Below are 19,379 nucleotides of genomic sequence, written 5' to 3'. Positions count from 1 at the left end.
CGAGAAACCCCCGCGGTATCCGCGGGGGTTTTTTTTCAGCCGTCGATCGCCTGCAACATCGTCTCCGCCGTCGACACGCGGAACTCGCCGGGCGCCTCGACGTTCAGCACCTTGACCACGCCATCTTCCGCGTAGAGGGCGAAACGCTTCGCGCGAATACCCATGCCATTCTTGGTGCCGTCCAGTTCCAGGCCCATGGCCTTGGCAAACGTGGCATTGCCGTCGCCGAGCATCAGCAGCCCGTCGGGCACCCCTTGCGATTCGCCCCAGGCGTGCATCACGAAGGCATCGTTGACGGACAGGCAGGCAACCGTGACCCCACGTGCCGTGAAATCCTCCAGGTGCTGGATGTAGCCGGGCAGGTGCCTGTTGGAGCAGGTCGGGGTGAAGGCACCGGGTACCGCGAACAGCACGACCTTGCCCTTACCGAGGACGTCGGTGCTGGAGACGGTCTGGATGCCGTCCTGGAAGACGGCGAGCGTGGCTTCGGGAATGCGGTCGCCGACGGCAATGGTCATGGCAAGGTCCTTGGGGTGATGGAAGTGCCGAGTGTACGGGAAGGCGCTTTTGCTGAAGCGACGGCAACCGTTGCCCGCGTGCTCTTGAATCGCGCCGCGGCGGTCATATGTTTCATCCCAGACGGCCAGCGGGCCGAAAAACCTCTTGGGAGTCAAACAGATGAACCAGCTTCGTCAGGTGTCGTTCCGTCGTGCGCCGGTGTTCGCCAGCGACGTCCGCAACGTGTTCGATCAGTTCTTCGGCGCCGAGATCCCGGCGAACGCAGCCACAGCCAGCGCTGAAAGCGCCTGGGCGCCGCGCGTGGATATCCGTGAAGAAGCCGGGCGATTCCTCATCCTGGCCGACGTGCCCGGGGTGGACCTGGCCGGTATCGAGATCCAGATGGAAAAGAACGTGCTGAGCATCTCGGGTGAGCGCAAGGCGTTCGCCAGCGAGGCCGAAGGCAGCTTCAGCCGCGTCGAGCGTGCGGCGGGTGCGTTCAAGCGCCGGTTCACGCTGCCGGAGAGCGCCGATGCCGAGGGCATCACGGCATCCGGCGCCAACGGCGTGCTCGAAATCGCCATTCCGAAGAAGGCCCAGAGTGCGCCACGTCGTATTGTAGTTAACGCCGCGGGCTGATTCGCTCTAAGCTTGGAAGCCTGGCCCGCGGTGGACACGTTCCGCCGCGGGCATTTCGTTTTTTGGTTGTCGACACAAGCCCGGGAGAGCCTGTGGAGTTCAAGGATTACTACGAAGCCTTAGGGGTCAAGCCCGATGCGACCGACGCCGAGATCAAGGCGGCGTACCGCAAGCTTGCCCGTAAATACCATCCCGACAAGAACAAGGAGCCGGGGGCCGAGGAAAAGTTCAAGGCGATCAACGAGGCCAACGAGGCCCTGAAAGATCCCGAGAAACGCCGCCAGTACGACCAGATCCGCGCCGGCGGTTATCGCCAGGGCGAGCAGTTCCGTCCGCCCCCGGGCTTCGGCCAGGGCGGTGGTGGCTTCGACTTCGGTGACATGGGTGGCCGCGGTGGCGGCGACTTCAGCGACTTCTTCGAAAGCCTGTTCGGCGGTGCCGGGCGGGGCAGGGGGCCGCAGCAGCAGGCCCAGGCGCGTCGCGGCCGGGATATCCAGGCCAGGATCGAGACCGACCTGCAGACCGCCTTCACCGGCGGCAAGACGCGCGTGGTGCTGAACGACTCGAACGGCGGCGAGCGAACGCTGGAAGTGAAGATCCCGGCGGGCATCGCGTCCGGGCAGACGATCCGTCTGGCCGGACAGGGCCACCCGGGCGCCGGTGGTGGCCCCTCGGGCGATCTGCTGCTGGAGATCGGCATCCGCGACGATGCGCGCTTCCGCCTCGACGGCCGTACCGTCACGCACACGCTGCCCATCACCCCGTGGGAAGCCGCGCTGGGTGCCACGGTGCCCGTGCCGACCCTTGGCGGCCACGTGGACCTGCGTATCCCCGCCGGCTCGCAGTCCGGTCGCAAGCTGCGCCTCAAGGGGCGTGGCCTGCCGGGCTCGGAGCCCGGCGACCAGATCGTGGTGCTGGAGATTCGCGTCCCCGTGCCGGAAACGCACGAAGAGCAAGCGGCCTACGCGGAGTTCAAGGACGCCTTCAGCGGCTTCGACCCCCGTCGCGCCTGATCCCCGCCCGCCCACGTGGCCCACCCGGCCCATCCGGCGGGCGGCGTAGGAGCGCACGATGTGCGCGAAAAGCCAACGAAGCGGCGATGAGGCAAGCCTGCAAAGGTGAGGCAAGCCCCATCGCGCACATCGTGCGCTCCTACAGGTATGGTCCGGACCGTCCGGACCATACAGACATCGTCCGGCCATGCGTTGTGCGGCCAGACGTTGTCCGGCCCGGCGTTCAGGCCGGCAGGTGTTCCTTCAGGGCGGCGATCAGTTCGTCTTCCTTGATGGGCTTGACCACGTAGGCCCTGGCGCCCTGGCGCAGGCCCCATACCTTGTCGGTGTCCTGGTCCTTGGTGGTGACCAGGATGATCGGGATGTGCTTGGTCGTCTCTTCCTTGCTGATGGTGCGCGTGGCCTGGAACCCGTTGAGGTTGGGCATGACGACGTCCATCAGGATGAGGTCGGGGATCTCGCGCTTGGCGACTTCGACGCCCTGGGCACCGTCCTCGGCGGTGATGGCCTCGTGGCCCAGCTTCTCGACGATGCGCTTGATTCCCAGCAGCTGCGACGGCGAATCGTCGACGATCAGGATGCGAGCCATTCACTTTCCCCCGGGCAAAGCCCGATGTGTTTCCTTGGTGACCCCCGCCATCCGGGCGGGCATCTTCGATAACCACGCGTGACGGTAATCCGTCACGCGTTGCGCCTCTGGCGATGGGCCATTCTACCGACCGATGCGCCCGTATCAATGGCCGGGCGGATTAAACCTGCCTCGACAGCGACTTAACACGGCCAATGCCGCCCTCAACCGCCCGTATCGACCGATGTGGCGGTGATCCATTTCGGCGTGTAGCTGGATTCGTAGTGCTGCATCCAGTTGAACAGGGCGTCGATGTCGTCGCCGAACCACACCTGGTCGCGCTGGGTCGACTTGACGAAGCCCTCGGCCACCATGTGGTCCATGCTCGCCGCAAGGCCCTGGTAAAACCCGCGCACGTCCAGGAAGGCGCAGGGGTAGCTGTGCAGGCCCAGCTGGGCCCAGGTCAGCATCTCGAACATCTCGTCCATGGTGCCGAAGCCGCCGGGCAGCGCGACGAAGGCGTCGGACAGCTCGTACATGCGCGTCTTGCGCTGGTGCATCGTCTCGACCACCTGAAGCTCGGACAGCCCGGTGTGGGCGACCTCCTTTTCCACCAGCTGGCGCGGAATGACCCCGATGACGCGGCCGCCCGCGGCGAGCACGGCGTCGGCCACGGTGCCCATGAGGCCGACCTTGCCCCCGCCGTAGACCAGGGCGATGCCCTCGCGGGCCATCCGCTGCCCGAAAGCCGTGGCCGCTTCGACATACGCCGGATGCGAGCCGCTGTTGGATCCGCAGTAGACGCAGAGGGATCTGATCTCACGCATGGTTGAAGTCTCCGATGTATTTGTAGGAGCGCACGCTTTGCGCGAACCGGTCTGGCGCGTAGGAGCGCACGATGTGCGCGAACCGGCCAGGCGTGTAGGAGCGCACGATGTGCGCGACATGTTTTGAGGCCGAACCGGTGAGCCTGTGCGCCGGGTTTGGGCGTGTCGCGGCGTGAATCGCGCACATCGTGCGCTCCTACGGTGTTCCGGCAACATTCCGGCAACGTGCGTACAAACAACGAAGCCCGCCCTTGCTTGGGGCAGGGGCGGGCTTCGGTGGCGCGGGCTAGGTCAGTTGCCCTTGTGGATGGCGCGCTTGTCGACCGAGAGGGCGGCTTCGTGCACGACTTCCGACAGGGCGGGGTGGGCGTGGACGATGCGGGCCAGGTCTTCCGACGAGCCCTTGAACTCCATCGCCACGACGCACTCGTGGATCAGTTCGGAGACCACCGGGCCGACCATGTGCACGCCGAGGATGCGATCGGTTTCGGCGTGGGCGATCATTTTGACCTGGCCGATGCCCTCGTTCATTGCTACGGCGCGACCGTTGGCGGCGAAGGGGAAGGCGCCCGTCTTGTAGGGGATGCCTTCTTCCTTGAGCTGCTCTTCGGTCTTGCCGACCCAGGCGATTTCCGGCTCGGTATAGATGACCCAGGGCACGGTGTCGAGGTTGATGTGGCCCGGCTTGCCGGCGATCAGCTCGGCCACCATGACGCCTTCCTCGGAACCCTTGTGCGCGAGCATCGGGCCGCGCACGGCATCGCCGATGGCCCAGACGCCATCGACGCCGGTGTGGTTGTGCTCGTCGACCACGATGCGGCCACGCTCGTCCAGCTTGACGCCGGTGTCGTCGGCCAGCAGGCCGGCGGTGTAGGCGCGACGGCCGACGGCGACCAGCAGCTTGTCGACGACCAGCGTCTGCGCGGCGCCGTCCTTGTCGGTGTAGCCCAGGTGCACTTCGTCACCCTTGACCTCGGCGGAGGTGACCTTCGCATTGACCTTGATGTCCAGGCCCTGCTTGGCGAACTCGCGGGCGGCCATCTTGGCAATGTCCTGGTCGGCCACGGCGAGGAACTTCGGCAGGGCTTCCAGCACCGTGACCTCGGCGCCGAGGCGTTTCCACACGCTGCCCAGCTCCAGGCCGATCACGCCGGCACCGATCACGCCCATGCGCTTGGGCACCTCGGTGAGGTCGAGCGCGCCGGCGTTGTCGATGATGTGCTTGCCGTCGAACTTGGCGAACGGCAGCTCGATGGGCACCGAGCCCGAGGCGAGGATGACGTTGGTGGCCGAGATGGTCGACACCGTGCCGTCGTTGCCGGTGACTTCCACTTCGTTGCCCTTCAGCAGCTTGCCCTTGCCGAAGAACGAGGTGACCTTGTTCGCCTTGAACAGCATGGTCACGCCGCCGGTGAACTGCTTGACGATCTTGTCCTTGCGGCCGATGAACGTGCCGATGTCGATCTTCGGGTTCTCGGCGGTGATGCCGTGATCCTTGAAGTTGTGCGTCAGGTTGTGGAACTGCTTGGACGAATCCAGCAGCGCCTTGGACGGGATGCAGCCCACGTTGAGGCAGGTGCCGCCCAGGGCCGCCTTGCCGTCCTTGCCGACGAACGCGTCGACCACGGCGGTCTTCAGGCCCAGCTGCGCGGCGCGGATCGCGGCCACGTAACCCGCGGGGCCCGCACCGATGACGATGACGTCGAACTTGTCGCTCATTGCTTTGCTCCGGATGAAACGGCGGAAGGGTGCTGCCGCCATATATGGGGTCGGAACGTGAAAACGGGAGTCTTTCGACTCCCGTTTTCACGTGACTGAATCAACCGACCATCAGAGGCCGAGCAGCATCCGCTGCGGGTTTTCCAGCTGGTTCTTGATGTCCACGAGGAACAGCACGGCATCGCGGCCGTCGATGATCCGGTGGTCGTACGACAGGGCGATGTACATCATCGGGGCGGCAACCACCTGGCCGTTCTCGACGATCGGGCGCTCCTTGATGGTGTGCATGCCCAGGATGGCGCTCTGCGGCGGGTTGACGATCGGGGTGGACAGCAGCGAACCGAAGGTGCCGCCGTTGGTGATCGTGAACGTGCCGCCCTGGAGGTCGTCCAGGCCCAGCTTGCCGTCACGCGCCTTCTTGGCGTAACCGATGATGCCCTTCTCGACGTCCGCGAAGGACATGTCCTGCACGTCGCGCAGCACCGGCGTGACCAGGCCCTTCTCGGTGGACACGGCGATCGAGATGTCCTGGTAGCCGTGGTAGATGATGTCCGAACCGTCCACCGAGGCGTTGATCACCGGGTAGCGCTTGAGGGCTTCCGTGGCGGCCTTGACGAAGAAGCTCATGAAGCCCAGCTTCACGCCGTTGGCCTTCTCGAACTGCTCGCCCAGGGCCTTGCGCAGCTTGACCACCTCGGCCAGGTTCACTTCGTTGAACGAGGTGAGCATGGCGATGGAGTTCTTCGACTGCATCAGGCGCTCGGCGATGCGCGTGCGGATGCGGGTCATGGCCACGCGCTCTTCCGGACGCGAACCCGGGGTGGGCTTGGCGGCGGGCGCGGCGGCAGCGGCCGGCGCGGTGGCGCCACCCTTGCCGGCGTTGACCAGGTCTTCCTTGGTCACGCGGCCGTCGCGGCCGGTGCCGGCGACCTTGGACGGATCGATGTTGTCTTCCACGGCGACGCGGCGGCCGGCGGGGGAGAGTTCGTCGACGCCCTTCGGGGCTTCCTTGGACTCGGCCTTCTCGGCCTTGGGCGCTTCAGCGGCGGCAGCGGCCGGCGCCGGGGCGGGCGCGGCAGCGGCGGCGCCTTCCTCGATCACGGCGATGACCTGGCTGCTGGTGACCGTCGAGCCTTCCTCGAACTTGATCTCCTTCAGCACGCCGTCGACGGGCGAGGGCACTTCGAGCACGACCTTGTCGGTTTCGAGATCCAGCAGGTTCTCGTCGCGCTTGACCGCGTCACCGGCCTTCTTGTGCCAGGTGGCGATGAGCGCGTCGGAGACCGATTCCGGCAGGACCGGGACTTTGACTTCGATGGACATGCTTGCCTTACTCCGCTGCGTGATCGGTGCCGACGGGCGCCACGAGCGCCTGCTCGACAAGCGCCGTCTGTTCGGCGATATGGGTATTGAGGTGGCCGGCGGCCGGCGAGGGCGAGCGCGAGCGTCCGGCGTAGGACAGGCTCTGCTTCGGCCCGATGCAGGCTTGCAGGTGGTGGCGGATCTGGAACCAGGCGCCCTGGTTCATCGGTTCTTCCTGGCACCACACCACTTCCTTCACGGAGGGGTATTTTTCCAGTTCGGCCGTGACTTCCGGGCGCGGGAACGGATAGAGCTGCTCGACGCGGACGATGGCCACGTCGGTCAGTTCACGCTTCTGGGCGTCCTCGAGCAGGTCGTAGTAGACCTTGCCCGAGCAAAGCACCATGCGCTGGACCTTCTTGGCCGGCAGTTCGCGGTGCTCGCCGATCACCAGCTGGAACTGGCCGCGGGCCAGTTCGTCCAGCGAGGACACGGCGAGCTTGTGGCGCAGCAGCGACTTGGGCGTCATCACGATCAGCGGCTTGCGCACCGGGCGCACCTGCTGGCGACGGATCATGTGGAACGCCTGCGCCGGCGTGGTCGGCACGCAGACCTGCATGTTGTCCAGGGCGCACAGCTGGAGGAAACGCTCCAGGCGCGCGGAGGAATGCTCCGGACCCTGGCCCTCGTAGCCGTGCGGCAGGAACAGCGACAGGCCGCAGAAGCGATCCCACTTGGCTTCGCCGGAGCTGATGAACTGGTCGATGACGACCTGGGCGCCGTTGGCGAAATCGCCGAACTGGCCTTCCCAGATGGTGAGCTGGTCGGGCGAGGTGGTGGCTTCGCCGTATTCGAAGGCCATGACGGCTTCTTCGGAGAGCAGCGAGTCGATGACGTCGACGCGGGCGTCGGCGCGGATCTTGGACAGCGGCAGGTAGACGTCGTCGCTCTTCTGGTCGTGCAGCACCGCGTGGCGGTGGAAGAACGTGCCGCGACCGGCGTCCTGGCCGACCACGCGCAGGTCGTTGCCTTCGGCGATCAGCGTGCCGTAGGCCAGGTTCTCGGCAAAGCCCCAGTCGCCCGGGATCTCGCCGGCGGCCATCTTGCGGCGGTCGTCGTAGATCTTGGCGACACGCGGGTGCAGCGTGACATCGGAGGGGATGTCCAGCAGCACGTCGAGCACCTTGCCCAGCTGCTCGCGCGGCACGCCGGTGTCCACGGACATCGACAGCTTGTTGTTCTGGAAACGGCTCCAGTCCACCGGGATGTCCCGGGTGGGGTTCGGATTGATCGCGATCAGCGGCTCGCCCTTTTCCAGGCGCGCGCGGTAATCGTCGAGCATCTTCTGGCCGTCGTCCGCGCCGATGGTGGAGGCGGCGACCAGCGACTGCGCGTAGAGGTCGCGCGTGGTCGGTCGCTTGCGGATGACCTGGTACATCAGCGGCTGGGTGGCCGCCGGCTCGTCGGCCTCGTTGTGGCCGTGACGGCGGTAGCAGACGAGGTCGATCACCACGTCCTTCTTGAACTGCTTGCGGAACTGGTAGGCCAGCCGGGTGACCTGGATCACGGCTTCCGGGTCGTCGCCGTTCACGTGGAACACCGGCGCGTTGACCATCTTGGCCAGGTCGGTGCAGTACAGCGTGGAGCGGGCGTCTTCGCGCTTGGACGTGGTGAAGCCCACCTGGTTGTTGACCACCATGTGCAGCGTGCCGCCGATGGCGAAGCCACGGGCCTGCGACATCTGCAGGAGTTCCATGTTGACGCCCTGGCCGGCAAAGGCGGCGTCGCCGTGGATCAGCACGGCCAGCGACTTGTCGCGCGCGGTGTCGCGACGGCGCGACTGGCGCGCGTGCACGGAGCCGGCAACCACCGGGTTGACGATTTCCAGGTGCGACGGGTTGAACGCCAGGGCGACGTGGACGCCGCCGTTGGGTGTCTTGACGTCGGTGGAGAAGCCCATGTGGTACTTCACGTCACCCGTGTGGATGGCGCTGTCGTCGTGCTCGAACTTGCCTTCGAACTCGTTGAAGAGCTGCGAGGGCGCCTTGCCGAGGATGTTGACCAGGACGTTCAGGCGGCCACGGTGGGCCATGCCGATGATGACTTCCTTGACCCCGTTGTCGCCGGCGGCACGGACCACGTCGTCGACCATCGGGATCAGGCTGTCGCCACCTTCCAGCGAGAAGCGCTTCTGGCCGACGTACTTGGTGTGCAGGTAGCGCTCCAGGCCCTCGGCGGCGGTGAGCGCCTCCAGGACACGGACCTTCTCGGCCTTTTCCAGGCCCGGAGAACCGGCGGCTTTCTCCAGCCGCGAGTAGATCCACGAGCGCTGCTCGTAATCGGAGATGTACATGAACTCGGCGCCGACGGTGCCGGTATAGATGTGCTTGAGCTTCGCCAGCAGGTCGCGCAGCTTCATGCGCTGGCCGCCACCGGCGAAGGTGCCCGCGTCGAACTCGGTATCCAGGTCGGCGTCGGACAGGCCGTGGAAGGCCAGGCCGAGGTCCGGGGTGTCGATATCCGGGACGGTGAGGCCGAGCGGGTCGAGCTGGGCGGCGATATGGCCGCGCGAACGGTAGGCCGTCAGCAGGCGCAGGACGCCGGCCTGTTTCTGGGCATACGCGTTGTCGGCCGAGCCGGCGGCGGGCGCCGCGACCGCGCCACGGCGCTGTTTCTGCGCGGCCTCGATGCGGGCGATGACGGCGGAGTGGGGGACATCGCCAGCCTCGCGGCCCTTCAACGCCTTGAAGTAGCCATCCCACTCGGACGACACGGAACCGGCATCGGCCAGCCAGGCCTCGTAGATCTGCTCTACGTAGTCGGCGTTGCCGCCGGCGAGCTGGGAGGATTCGGAAAACTCGCGGATCAGGTTTGCGCTCACGTCACCACCGGCACACACGAAAAAGACGGGTTGCCGCTGGGCGCAAGGGGGCGCGCCGCGGCATAAGAATCCGTTAAGTATAGCCCCGTGGCGCTACACGGCGCCAACCCGAATTCACGTAGGGGATGCCTTTCAGATCCCGAGTGGTCTTATCTGCCAGGCGGGCTCGGCCCGCTCCCAGACCTCGTCGAAATAGGCCATGAGACGAGAGGTCTCACCGGGTGCGTCGAGGTCGCCACGGGCTTCGAAGCGCCCGGCCACCGGCCGGAACAGGTAGCCACTTTTCGTATCGCAGATGAACGCCGATGCGTAGGCGAGGTGCACCTCGTCGAGCGGGACGCGGATCGACACCGCCGTAGGCAGGCGCTGGGCGAGGGCGACCAGCCGGTGACCGTCGCGGTGGGCCTGCTCCGCATCGTGGGTGAGGATGCGGACCTGGGCCTGTCGGCCACTGGTGGCGAGTCGGCGCAGTTCGGTGAGAATCGCCTCACTGTCCAGCTCGCCCACGGCCATCCTCGGCAGGTACAGCGCGGCACGGTAGCGCGCCTGGCTGAGCAGGCGTATCTGGGCGAGCTCGAGGCTGGTGCGATCGTCCGCGGCCAGCACCGTGTCCGCCGGCCCGTTCACCGACGGCGGCCCTTGCGGACGGCGAGGGCGCCCTCGTTGACCAGGGCCAGCAGCAGCTCGCGTTCGGCCGGCGAGGGCGCGCGGTCGAGCCGAACGTCGCGCTCGGCGGCCAGCCGCTCGGCCAGATCGGCCGGGCACGCATAGGCGTTACCACTGACGAACAGCGTGGCGGCCTTCTTGCCGCCGACCCAGGCCAGCCGGGCGTACGGATGGCGAACCAGGCCGGCGCCTGCGGCCAGTGCCTTATCCAGCGCCGCGGCGGTGGTCGCCTTGGGCGGGGCGGCAGGCGACTGGGCGTTGCGGTAGCGGGTGATGAAGCGCCCGAACCAGTCGGCCAGCAGGTCGCGGTCCAGCGCGCCGGCGAAGGGCAGCGCCTGGCGCAGCCGGTTGAGCGCGGCTGTGTCGATCTCGCCGATGCGCTTGACCGGGGCGAGGTCGGCATCGGTGTAGCGCAGCTCGTCGGGCATGCGCTCGGCGAGGAAATCGGCAAGATCGCCGGTGAGCTCCGCCTGCGAGGGCGCGCGCATGCCGACCGAGAGGGTCATGCAGTCGCCGAGGGCCACGCCGTCGTGCGGCACGCCGGGCGGCAGGTAGAGCATGTCGCCGGGCTCGAGCAGCCACTCGTGGGTGGGCAGGAAGTCCTTCAGCTGCTTCAGCTCCACATCAGTGCGGAAGTCCAATGGGGCGTCCGGGTCGTCGCTGATGGCCCAGTGACGCTGGCCGATGCCCTGGATCAGGAACACGTCGTACTGGTCCACGTGCGCACCGACGCCGCCACCGTCCTCGGCGTAGGAGACCATCACGTCGTCCACGCGCCAGTTGGGCAGGAAGGCAAAGTGCTCGAGCAGCGCGGCGACATCGGCGTCCCACTTGTCGACGTCCTGGACGAGGAGCGTCCAGTCGCGCTTGGGCGTCTTGCTGAATTCGGCTTCTTCGAAGGGGCCGGTTTTCACCGTCCAGCGGTCACGCTTCTCGTCGTGGACGATGAGGCGAGCCAGCACCCCTTCTTCGCAGGCCAGGCCGGCGAGGTCGTTGGGCTCGATGGGCGGCTGGAAGTTCTCGAAGGCGTTGCGGATGAGCAACGGGCGCTTCTGCCAGTAGTCGCGGAGGAAGTGCGCGGGGGTCATGCCCAGGGGATGGGTGGACGTGCCGCGGACTTCGATGGGGAGGGCTTTGCGGGTGGGGGTTTGGATGGCCATGGGGCGGGATTGTAGCGTGGCGTGCAACGGGGGCGTGCGGCGGGGCGCGGCCGGCCCGCGGCGGAGGGCGCGGCCGGGTCGGACCTTGGGGCCTTCGACGCTGCCCTTCGGGGCGGGCCGTAGCTGCGCTTTTGCTCGAATCAGGGTGCGCGGCCCTCAGCTCAGGCGGCCCCAAGATCCGACCCGGCCGCGCCTGCATACGGTGTCGGTGCTCGGGGGAAGAGCTTGGGGCGTCGCTGCGTTTAAGAGGTCTTGGGTTGGGTGCTTTTTGGCGTGCCGAGCGTGGACTGGATCTGGTCGAGTTCGCGCATGTAGGATGCGCTTTCGCCGGCGCTCAGGAAGCCTTGGGTTTGGTGGTCGGCACGGGCCTTTTTTACGACCTGAGTGATTTTGGTCGACAGGGCGCTGCTCTCGGGTCGGGAGAGATGACCCGATTTTTCCGCAGTGGTGATTTGCGCGGAGAGAGATTCGGCTCTTGCGGTGAGTCGTTGGAGAAGGGCGTCTTTGGACGGTGCTTGTGCGAAGGCCTGCGCCGTTGCATCCGACGTTGCTGGCGAGGTTTGCGCCAGGACGGCGGCGGGGGCGGCCACCGCAAGCAGGGAAGCAATTGCGAGGGAGATGTGGCGTTTGGCGGTCATCGGCGGGCTCGCAGTGGTTGAGTGCGAGCATTGTTCGGCGTGATCGATGAACTGTCGATGTGGGCCATATCGCAAAATGATTCGACATGCTGCGACAGCGGGTGTCAGGTTGTGAACTCTTCTTCCCGCTGCTTGGTCGCTTCTTCATCCGTTCCTGGCGGCGGGAAGTGGTACCAGGCTTCATGCGGCGATGCGCGCTTGCATGACAGGCAAGTGGTCATGGACCAGAAGTGACCGCAGCCCGGACAGCAGCCAGCCGTCCAGAATGTGTTCCACCATGTGCGGCAACCCGAGCCGGGTTCACCGGATGCGCAAACCCATCGGCTATCTGGCTTGGGTTCCCAGCTGCAAAGTGGGCAGTAAATGTGGGGCTCGTTACTCATCGAGAAATCACTCACGAGGGCGACCGGTCGCGAGAATAGGCGCGATGTTAGAGCTTGTCTGTAAGGGAACCCCTACAGGCATAGACGCGTCGAGAATCTTTCGCCGCAGTGAAACAACGCCTGTGATGCATCAGCGCATGACACGGACGATTCTGCCTGCATGCTGTACGCGGCAGGCTGGAGGAATACATGGCGGAATCGTTCTCAAGACAACCCCCCAACCTTTTTGCTAGGTTGTCTCCGTTGCCTGCGGACCCACTATCCACCCCGCAGGCAACCATCGCTCGAAAGCGGTGAGAAGCGCGGACCAGGGGTGTGACAGCACCACAAGGTCCGCTGACCCTAATCAACGAGAAAGGTTGACCATGGCTACGCCAAAGCTTAAGGCATTCTCACGCGCGCCGCTTCCCGGTGGCGCTTCCCTCAACGGTTACCGGGCTGTCTGCCGCATCCGCAGACACGGTTGAAGAACCGCGGCGCCTGCCGTTGTCCTGAGACGTTTCGAGCCGAGCACACACGGCGCGTTGCCGCGTGTCCGACGGTCGACGGCTGACGCTGCATCCACTTCTGCAATCACGCCGCCCGGCGCCCGGTCACGGGCAGGCCGATGAGACTCATCGTGCGAGCGATGGTGGCACGTGCTTACCCATGGCGTGCCACGACTCGGCAACACGGCGGCATCACGGAGAACACCATGGACGAGAACGGACAAACGGGTGAGGGCAGCATGGCGATCGCTGCCGACGCCAGCGTCAACACGCTGCTCAATGACGCGCATGCATGGCTGCGTTATGCGGGCGGAATCACCGGCTTGCTGGTCGAGTCGCTGGAAGACGACGACATCCTTCACCGCCAACGCACGATGCTGGCACTGGATGCAGTAGGGACGCTCGTTTCAATGGGTGTGCAATGCGTGGCGCACGCACAGAAGAAGATGGAGTGGGACAAGCTATAACATGCTTCTCCACCCCTTTTGCCTCTGTATTCGTAGAGGTGCTGGGTGGTTACGCTCTGAGCGAGTTCGGCCACTTGTGGCCGCTGCTCGAGCGCAGAGTGTGACCACCCAGCGCCTCGTCGCCGCACCGTGCGAGCAACCGCGGCTCCGGTATGGCGGCTTCGAGACAAGCCCGGGCCATGCAAGAAGACCCTACAAAAAAACCCGACTCACCCGAGCCGGGTTTTCATGACCACGTAACCCACAGAAACTTCAGATCGCGCGAGCCAGCTTGTCCGCCAAGCCGATATACGAAGCAGGCGTCAGTTCCGCCAGCGCACGCTTCGCATCGGCCGGCAGGTCCAGCCCGTCGATGAAGGCGCGCATCGAGTCCTTCGTGATGCCCTGGCCGCGGGTCAACGCCTTGAGCTGTTCGTACGGTTCCGGCAGGCCGAAGCGACGCATCACCGTCTGCACGGCTTCGGCCAGCACTTCCCAGCTGGCGTCGAGGTCGGCGGCGACGCGCTCGGCGTTGACGTTGAGCTTGCCCAGGCCCTTGAGCAGCGACTCGATCGCGACCAGCGAATGGCCGTACGCGGTGCCGAGGGCGCGCAGCACGGTGGAGTCGGTGAGGTCGCGCTGCCAGCGGCTGATCGGCAGCTTCTCGGCGAAGTGGCCGAGCAGGGCGTTGGCCAGGCCGAAGTTGCCTTCGGCGTTCTCGAAGTCGATCGGGTTGACCTTGTGCGGCATGGTCGAGGAACCCACTTCGCCGGCCTTCAACGCCTGGCGGAAGTAGCCCAGCGAGATGTAGCCCCACACGTCGCGCGCCAGGTCGATCAGGATGATGTTGATCCGGCGCAGCACATCGGCGAACTCGGCGATGCCGTCGTGCGGTTCGATCTGCGTGGTGTACGGGTTGAAGGTGAGGCCCAGGCCGTCGACGAACTGCGCGGCGAGTGACGGCCAGTCCACGTCGGGATAGGCGATGACGTGGGCGTTGTAGTTGCCCACGGCGCCGTTGATCTTGCCGGGGATCTCGATGGCGACCAGCTGCTTGCGCTGGCGCTCCAGGCGCGCCACGACGTTGGCGATCTCCTTGCCCATGGTGCTGGGCGAGGCGGTCTGGCCGTGCGTGCGCGACAGCAGCGACAGGCCGGCGTGCTCGTGGGCGAGGGCGCGCAGGCGGGCGATCACCTGGTCCAGGGCGGGCAGCAGCACGGACTCGCGGGCGTCGCGCAGCATCAACGAGTAGGCGAGGTTGTTGATGTCTTCGCTGGTGCAGGCGAAATGGACGAATTCCTTGGCCTGGGCCAGGGCGGGATCGTTGCCGATCTTTTCCTTGATGAGGTATTCCACCGCCTTCACGTCGTGGTTGGTGGTGGCCTCGATCGCCTTGATCCGCTCGCCGTCTTCGATAGAGAAGCCGTCGGTGATGGCCAGCAGGCGGGTCACGGCCTCGGCGGGGAAGGCCGGCAGCTCGACGATACCCGGGTGGGCGGCCAGGGCCAGCAGCCAGTGGATCTCCACGTGCACACGCCGGTGCATCAGGCCGAATTCGCTGAAAATGGGGCGCAGCGGCTCCACCTTGGCGGCGTAACGGCCGTCCAGCGGCGAAAGGGCGGTGAGCGTGGCGTGGGACATGGAGGCGTTCCTGGGGCGTTTCGGTCAGTTCTTTAGTATACCGTTCGGGTAAAGCATTCGCGCACAGCGTGCGCTCCTACATGGTTTTATTGGAGGTTTCTTATGGCCCGGTTCCGTATCGAACGCGACAGCATGGGCGAGCTGAAGGTGCCCGCCAAGGCCCTTTATGGCGCCCAGACCCAGCGCGCCGTGGACAATTTCCCCATTTCGGGCCTGACCCTGCCGCGCGAGTTCATCCGTGCGCTGGGGCTGATCAAGTCGGCGGCCGCGGAGGCCAACGTCAAGCTGGGCCACCTGGACAAGGCGTCGGCCAAGGCCATCCGCGCGGCGGCGGAGCGGGTGGCGGCGGGCGAGGTGGACGCGCATTTCCCCATCGATGTCTTCCAGACCGGCTCGGGCACCAGTTCCAACATGAATGCCAACGAGGTGATCGCGCACCTGGCCGAGGCGGCGGGTAGCACGGTGCATCCCAACGACCACGTCAACGCGGGCCAGAGCTCCAACGACGTCATTCCCACCGCGATCCTGGTCAGCGCCACGCTGGCCACCACCGAAACGCTGCTGCCTGCCCTGAAGCACCTGCGCAAGACGATCGACGGCCGGGCAAAGGAGCTGAAGAAGGTGGTGAAGACGGGGCGCACCCACCTGATGGACGCCATGCCGATCACCTTCGGCCAGGAGCTGTCCGGCTGGTCGGCGCAGATCGACGACGCGATCGAGCGGATCGGCGACACGCTGAAACGCACCCGGCGCCTGCCGCAGGGCGGCAGCGCGGTGGGCACGGGCATCAATGCCGATCCGAAGTTCGGCCCGGCGGTGGCGGCGGAGCTGTCGAAGCTGACCGGCGTGAAGTTCGAGTCCGCGGCCAACTACTTTGCCGGCATGGCGGCGCAGGATGCACCGGTGGAATTGTCCGGCCAGTTGCGCACGCTGGCCGTGGCGGTGATGAAGATCGCCAACGACCTGCGCTGGATGAACTCCGGGCCGCTGGCCGGCCTGGGCGAGATCGAACTGCCGGCGTTGCAGCCGGGGTCGTCGATCATGCCGGGCAAGGTCAATCCGGTGATTCCCGAGGCCGCGGCCATGGTGGCGGCCCAGGTGATCGGCAACGACGCGACCATCGCCATCGCGGGGCAGTCGGGCAATTTCCAGCTCAACGTGATGCTGCCGGTGATCGCATACAACCTGCTGCAGTCGATCGAGATCCTGGCGAATGTCACCGTGCTGCTGGCGGACAAAGCCATCGCGGGCTTCAAGGTCAACGAGGAACACATCCGCGAAGCGTTGGACAAAAACCCGATCCTGGTTACCGCGCTCAATCCCGTCATCGGTTACGAGAAGGGCGCCGCGACCGCCAAGCAGGCGTACAAGGAAAAGCGCCCGATCATGGACGTGGCCCTGGAAACCACGGGCCTGTCGAAGGCGGAGCTTGCCAAACTGCTCGATCCCGCTGCACTTACCAAGGGCGGCATTCATGGCGGTGGTGGCGGTGGTGGCGGCTGATTCGCAAGTTTTTGTAAGCGGAGTGTGATCGGTTAGGCTTGTTATTGAGAACTATTCGCATTATCGTTCGCGTCGATCCTTTCCCGGCTCGACAGGACGTTATGCAACGCCAGATCGGCATTCTCAATTCGCTCCACTCACCGTTGCTCTGCGAGATGATCGGCAGGGCCGGTTACGACTTCGTCGTGCTGGACCTCGAGCATCAGCTTGTCTCACCCGATCAGCTGATGCACGCCATCCGCGCCTGCGAGGTGGTGGGTTGTGAGCCGTGGGTCCGCGTACCCGAAGTCGATGCGAAGCTGATTGGACGCGTGCTGGATGCCGGTGCGCGGGCCGTGGTGATACCTCGCCTGGAAACCGCCGCACAGGCACGCGATGCCGTGGCGGCGGCACGTTTTCCGCCGCTGGGGCGTCGCGGCATCACCGGCGGCCGCGTCACCGGCTTCGGCCGGGAACCGCTCGATACCTATATCGAGCGCGCCAACCGCGATATCCGCATCGTGCCCATGATCGAGAGCAGGGCGGGCGTGGAGGCCATCGACGAGATCCTTGCCGTGCCCGGCGTATCGCTGGTCATGGAAGGCGCGCTCGACCTGTCGCTGGATATGGGCCTGGGTCCCCAGCCGTTGCACGCTGACGTATGGGACGCCCTGTTGCACCTGGCGGCGCGTTGCGCTGCGCACGACATCCCTTTCTGCGCCAACCCCCGCACGGCCGAGCAGCGTGCCTACTGGCTCGCGCACGGCGGAGCGTGGCTGCTTGCCGGTGAAGACCGTGGCCTGTTGCAGGGCGCGTTGCGCGCACGGGCCAGCGAACTGCGTGAACCGTAATCCCTCTTAATTCATGCCAAGGAAACGTTCCATGAAGCACCGCCTCCGCCAGCGGCACATCGTTATCGCGCTGGGCCTTGCCGTGCTCGCGCAAGCCGTGTCGGCACAGGACGCCACGACCGCCTCCACCATGGCCACGCCGCCGGACAAGGCGCGCAAGCTCGATGCCGTGACGGTCACCGGCAGCGTGCTGGGCGCATCGCGGGCGGAGGACGTGAAGACGTATGCGGGCAGCCGTCAGGTGATCGATCGCGAGGCGCTGGCCACCGGTGCCAATCGCTCGCTGGACGATGCCTTGCAGCGCGTGCCGGGCGTGAAGGTCTTCGACGAGACGGGCACCGGCGTGCTGCCGCAGATCGCGTTGCGCGGGCTGTATGAAAGCCGCAGCGGACGCGTGCAGGCGCTGCTGGACGGCATCCCGCTGTCGCTGGCGCCGTATGGGCAGACCAGCCTGTCGCTGTTCCCGGTGACGCTGAACCAGATCGATCGCATCGACATCGTGCGCGGCGGCGCGGCCGTGCAGTACGGTCCGAACAACGTGGGCGGCGTCATCAACTTCGTCAGCAAGCCCATTCCCGATACGTGGCGCACCACGGTCGGCGAGCGCATCACCGCGTATGGCCGCGGCCAGATGCTGCGCGACACCTCGGTGTCCACCGGCGGCTACCTCACGCCGAACTTCGGCATGCAGCTGGATGCCGATTACCTCAAGGGCGAATACTTCCGCAGACACAGCGGCACGAACGTCAAGAACGTCCGCCTGCGTACCGAGTGGTGGATCAGCGACGACAAGCTGCTCAAGGCGGATGTGCAGCGCTACGTCGCGCGCATGGACATGGCGGGTGCCTTGTCGGTCGCCGATTACGAGGACGACCCGCGGCGGGCCACGCGGCCGCTGGATCGCTTCCACGGCACCACCACCCGCGCATCGCTGACCTACGAGCAGGACCTGGGCGCCTGGTGGCTGTTCGACTCGTCCAAGTTCAGCTGGAGCAACTTCAGCTCCAACAGCGAGCGAAACTTCATCGTTGGCATGCGCCGTTCGTCCGCACAGACCTGGCGTTCCGACCTGCCGCCGCAGCTGCTGCAGAGCGCACCTCGCGGCTTCAAGGTGTACGGCACGCAACCGCAGTTCAGCCTGCATATCGACGGGCCGGTGACCCAGCAATGGACGGTGGGCGCGCGTGCGGTGCACGAGGACATCGATTTCCTGGTCGGCAACACCGGTCTCGACAACGGCGTGTACACGCTGGTGCGTGACTGGCAGTTCCGCGATCGTGCCTGGGCGGCCTACGTCAGCGATGCGATCGGCTTTGCCGACGACCGGCTGACCGTGACCCCCGGCGTGCGCTACGAGCACCTGGATGCCACCTACCGCAACCTCGCCAACGGCGTGAGCTTCGAGAACAACGTGCGTAACGCGCTGCCGGGCCTGACCGTCGGCTTCAAGGCGTCGGACGCGTGGTACGTGTATGCGGATGCGCAGCGTTCGCTGCGCGCGCCGCAGGTCACGCAGATCGTGTTCGGCGACAACCTGGATTCGGAGCTGGCCTGGAACTACGAGCTGGGCGCGCGTTTCCAGCCCACCGCGCGGACGGCCATCCATGCCGACCTGTATCGCATCGACTTCGACAAGCAGATCCAGCTCGACAACACCACGCGCACCTACGGCAACATCGGCAAGACCATCCACCAGGGCCTGGAGGCCGATGTGGCGTGGTCGCCTGAAGCGCTGGATGGGCTGAAGCTGACCGCCGGCTACGCGTACCTCGACGCCGAGCAGCGCTCGGGCGCCTTCGAAGGCCTGCGCGTGCCGTACACCTCGCGCAACCAGGTGAACGTGGGCGCATCGTACACGCGCGGTCATACCACCGTCGCGTTATCGGGTTACTACTTCAGCAGCGCCTTCACGGACACCGCCAACACGCGGGCCGAGAACGCCATCGCCTCGGTGGGCCGCTTGCCCGCGTACGCGGTGTGGAACGCGCAGTGGACGCAGACCCTGCTCACGCAGGGCACGTCGGTGCTCACCGGGTCGCTGGCGCTGAACAATCTTTTCGACAGGCAGTACTGGTACAGGGGAATCGATACCAGTCCGTGGGGTCGCCAGCCGGCCCCGGGTCGCAGTGTGACCCTCGGACTGGAGCTGGCTTTCTAACGCTCCACGTTACAAGGAA

At 65.9% G+C, this 19,379-nt stretch carries 17 protein-coding genes; 6 read left to right on the top strand and 11 right to left on the bottom strand.

Annotated elements, in window-relative coordinates; all coding sequences use genetic code 11:
- Positions 1 to 35: 35 nt before the first annotated feature.
- Positions 36 to 518, bottom strand: coding sequence for a peroxiredoxin (locus tag ACVKN3_RS09440; protein ID WP_285402551.1), 483 nt, complete (start codon positions 516 to 518; stop codon positions 36 to 38).
- Between the two features lie 160 nt (positions 519 to 678).
- Between ACVKN3_RS09440 and ACVKN3_RS09435 the strand changes: the two genes are divergently transcribed.
- Positions 679 to 1,137: an Hsp20/alpha crystallin family protein gene (locus ACVKN3_RS09435; RefSeq protein WP_354514042.1), complete on the top strand. Its 459-nt coding sequence runs from the start codon at positions 679 to 681 to the stop codon at positions 1,135 to 1,137.
- Positions 1,138 to 1,229: 92 nt separating this feature from the next.
- Positions 1,230 to 2,150: a DnaJ C-terminal domain-containing protein gene (locus ACVKN3_RS09430; RefSeq protein ID WP_354514044.1), complete on the top strand. Its 921-nt coding sequence runs from the start codon at positions 1,230 to 1,232 to the stop codon at positions 2,148 to 2,150.
- A 223-nt stretch (positions 2,151 to 2,373) separates the two neighbouring features.
- On the opposite strand, the gene pilH is transcribed toward ACVKN3_RS09430, so the two are convergent.
- From pilH to ACVKN3_RS09385, 9 genes are all read right to left on the bottom strand, one after another.
- Positions 2,374 to 2,739, bottom strand: a complete 366-nt coding sequence (gene pilH, locus ACVKN3_RS09425; RefSeq protein WP_354514046.1) for a twitching motility response regulator PilH — start codon at positions 2,737 to 2,739, stop codon at positions 2,374 to 2,376.
- Positions 2,740 to 2,942: 203 nt separating this feature from the next.
- On the bottom strand, positions 2,943 to 3,545 hold the full coding sequence (locus ACVKN3_RS09420) for an LOG family protein (protein ID WP_285402546.1): 603 nt from the start codon (positions 3,543 to 3,545) through the stop codon (positions 2,943 to 2,945).
- The gene (locus ACVKN3_RS09415) at positions 3,538 to 3,732 is read right to left on the bottom strand and encodes a hypothetical protein (protein ID WP_285402544.1); all 195 of its coding nucleotides are present in this window, start codon (positions 3,730 to 3,732) and stop codon (positions 3,538 to 3,540) included. Before ACVKN3_RS09415 ends, ACVKN3_RS09420 begins: the two co-directional genes overlap by 8 nt.
- 104 nt (positions 3,733 to 3,836) lie before the next feature.
- On the bottom strand, positions 3,837 to 5,264 hold the full coding sequence (gene lpdA, locus ACVKN3_RS09410; RefSeq protein WP_354514048.1) for a dihydrolipoyl dehydrogenase: 1,428 nt from the start codon (positions 5,262 to 5,264) through the stop codon (positions 3,837 to 3,839).
- 111 nt (positions 5,265 to 5,375) lie between these two features.
- Positions 5,376 to 6,587, bottom strand: coding sequence for a 2-oxoglutarate dehydrogenase complex dihydrolipoyllysine-residue succinyltransferase (gene odhB, locus ACVKN3_RS09405; RefSeq protein ID WP_354514050.1), 1,212 nt, complete (start codon positions 6,585 to 6,587; stop codon positions 5,376 to 5,378).
- Between the two features lie 7 nt (positions 6,588 to 6,594).
- A complete protein-coding gene (locus ACVKN3_RS09400) occupies positions 6,595 to 9,447 on the bottom strand; it encodes a 2-oxoglutarate dehydrogenase E1 component (protein WP_354514052.1) in 2,853 nt (950 codons plus the stop codon).
- Between the two features lie 132 nt (positions 9,448 to 9,579).
- Entirely contained in the window at positions 9,580 to 10,074 is a 495-nt protein-coding gene (locus tag ACVKN3_RS09395; RefSeq protein WP_354514054.1) for a DUF7931 domain-containing protein, read from the bottom strand.
- The gene (locus ACVKN3_RS09390) at positions 10,071 to 11,273 is read right to left on the bottom strand and encodes a cupin domain-containing protein (protein ID WP_354514056.1); all 1,203 of its coding nucleotides are present in this window, start codon (positions 11,271 to 11,273) and stop codon (positions 10,071 to 10,073) included. Before ACVKN3_RS09390 ends, ACVKN3_RS09395 begins: the two co-directional genes overlap by 4 nt.
- Positions 11,274 to 11,515: 242 nt before the next feature.
- Positions 11,516 to 11,911 (bottom strand): hypothetical protein, encoded by a 396-nt coding sequence (locus ACVKN3_RS09385; protein WP_354514058.1) that lies wholly within the window; start codon positions 11,909 to 11,911, stop codon positions 11,516 to 11,518.
- Positions 11,912 to 12,988: 1,077 nt separating this feature from the next.
- Here ACVKN3_RS09385 and ACVKN3_RS09380 point away from each other — a divergent pair.
- Complete coding sequence (locus ACVKN3_RS09380; RefSeq protein ID WP_354514060.1) at positions 12,989 to 13,249, top strand: hypothetical protein; 261 nt, start codon at positions 12,989 to 12,991, stop codon at positions 13,247 to 13,249.
- A gap of 252 nt (positions 13,250 to 13,501) precedes the next feature.
- Here the strand turns inward: ACVKN3_RS09380 and purB are convergent, their stop codons facing one another.
- Complete coding sequence (purB, locus tag ACVKN3_RS09375) at positions 13,502 to 14,869, bottom strand: adenylosuccinate lyase (RefSeq protein ID WP_354514062.1); 1,368 nt, start codon at positions 14,867 to 14,869, stop codon at positions 13,502 to 13,504.
- Positions 14,870 to 14,971: 102 nt separating this feature from the next.
- Here purB and ACVKN3_RS09370 point away from each other — a divergent pair, with 102 nt between their 5' ends.
- The 3 genes from ACVKN3_RS09370 (at position 14,972) to ACVKN3_RS09360 (ending at position 19,360) form a co-directional block, all read left to right on the top strand.
- A complete protein-coding gene (locus tag ACVKN3_RS09370; protein ID WP_354514064.1) occupies positions 14,972 to 16,372 on the top strand; it encodes a class II fumarate hydratase in 1,401 nt (466 codons plus the stop codon).
- Positions 16,373 to 16,473: 101 nt separating this feature from the next.
- Entirely contained in the window at positions 16,474 to 17,202 is a 729-nt protein-coding gene (locus tag ACVKN3_RS09365) for an HpcH/HpaI aldolase family protein (protein WP_354514066.1), read from the top strand.
- Positions 17,203 to 17,233: 31 nt separating this feature from the next.
- Entirely contained in the window at positions 17,234 to 19,360 is a 2,127-nt protein-coding gene (locus ACVKN3_RS09360) for a TonB-dependent receptor family protein (RefSeq protein WP_456991611.1), read from the top strand.
- Positions 19,361 to 19,379 lie beyond the last annotated feature (19 nt).

Source organism: Luteibacter sp. PvP120 (genome assembly GCF_054055715.1).
Note: the sequence above shows the minus strand (reverse complement) of the source record. Positions and strands in the feature narration are given on the sequence as shown.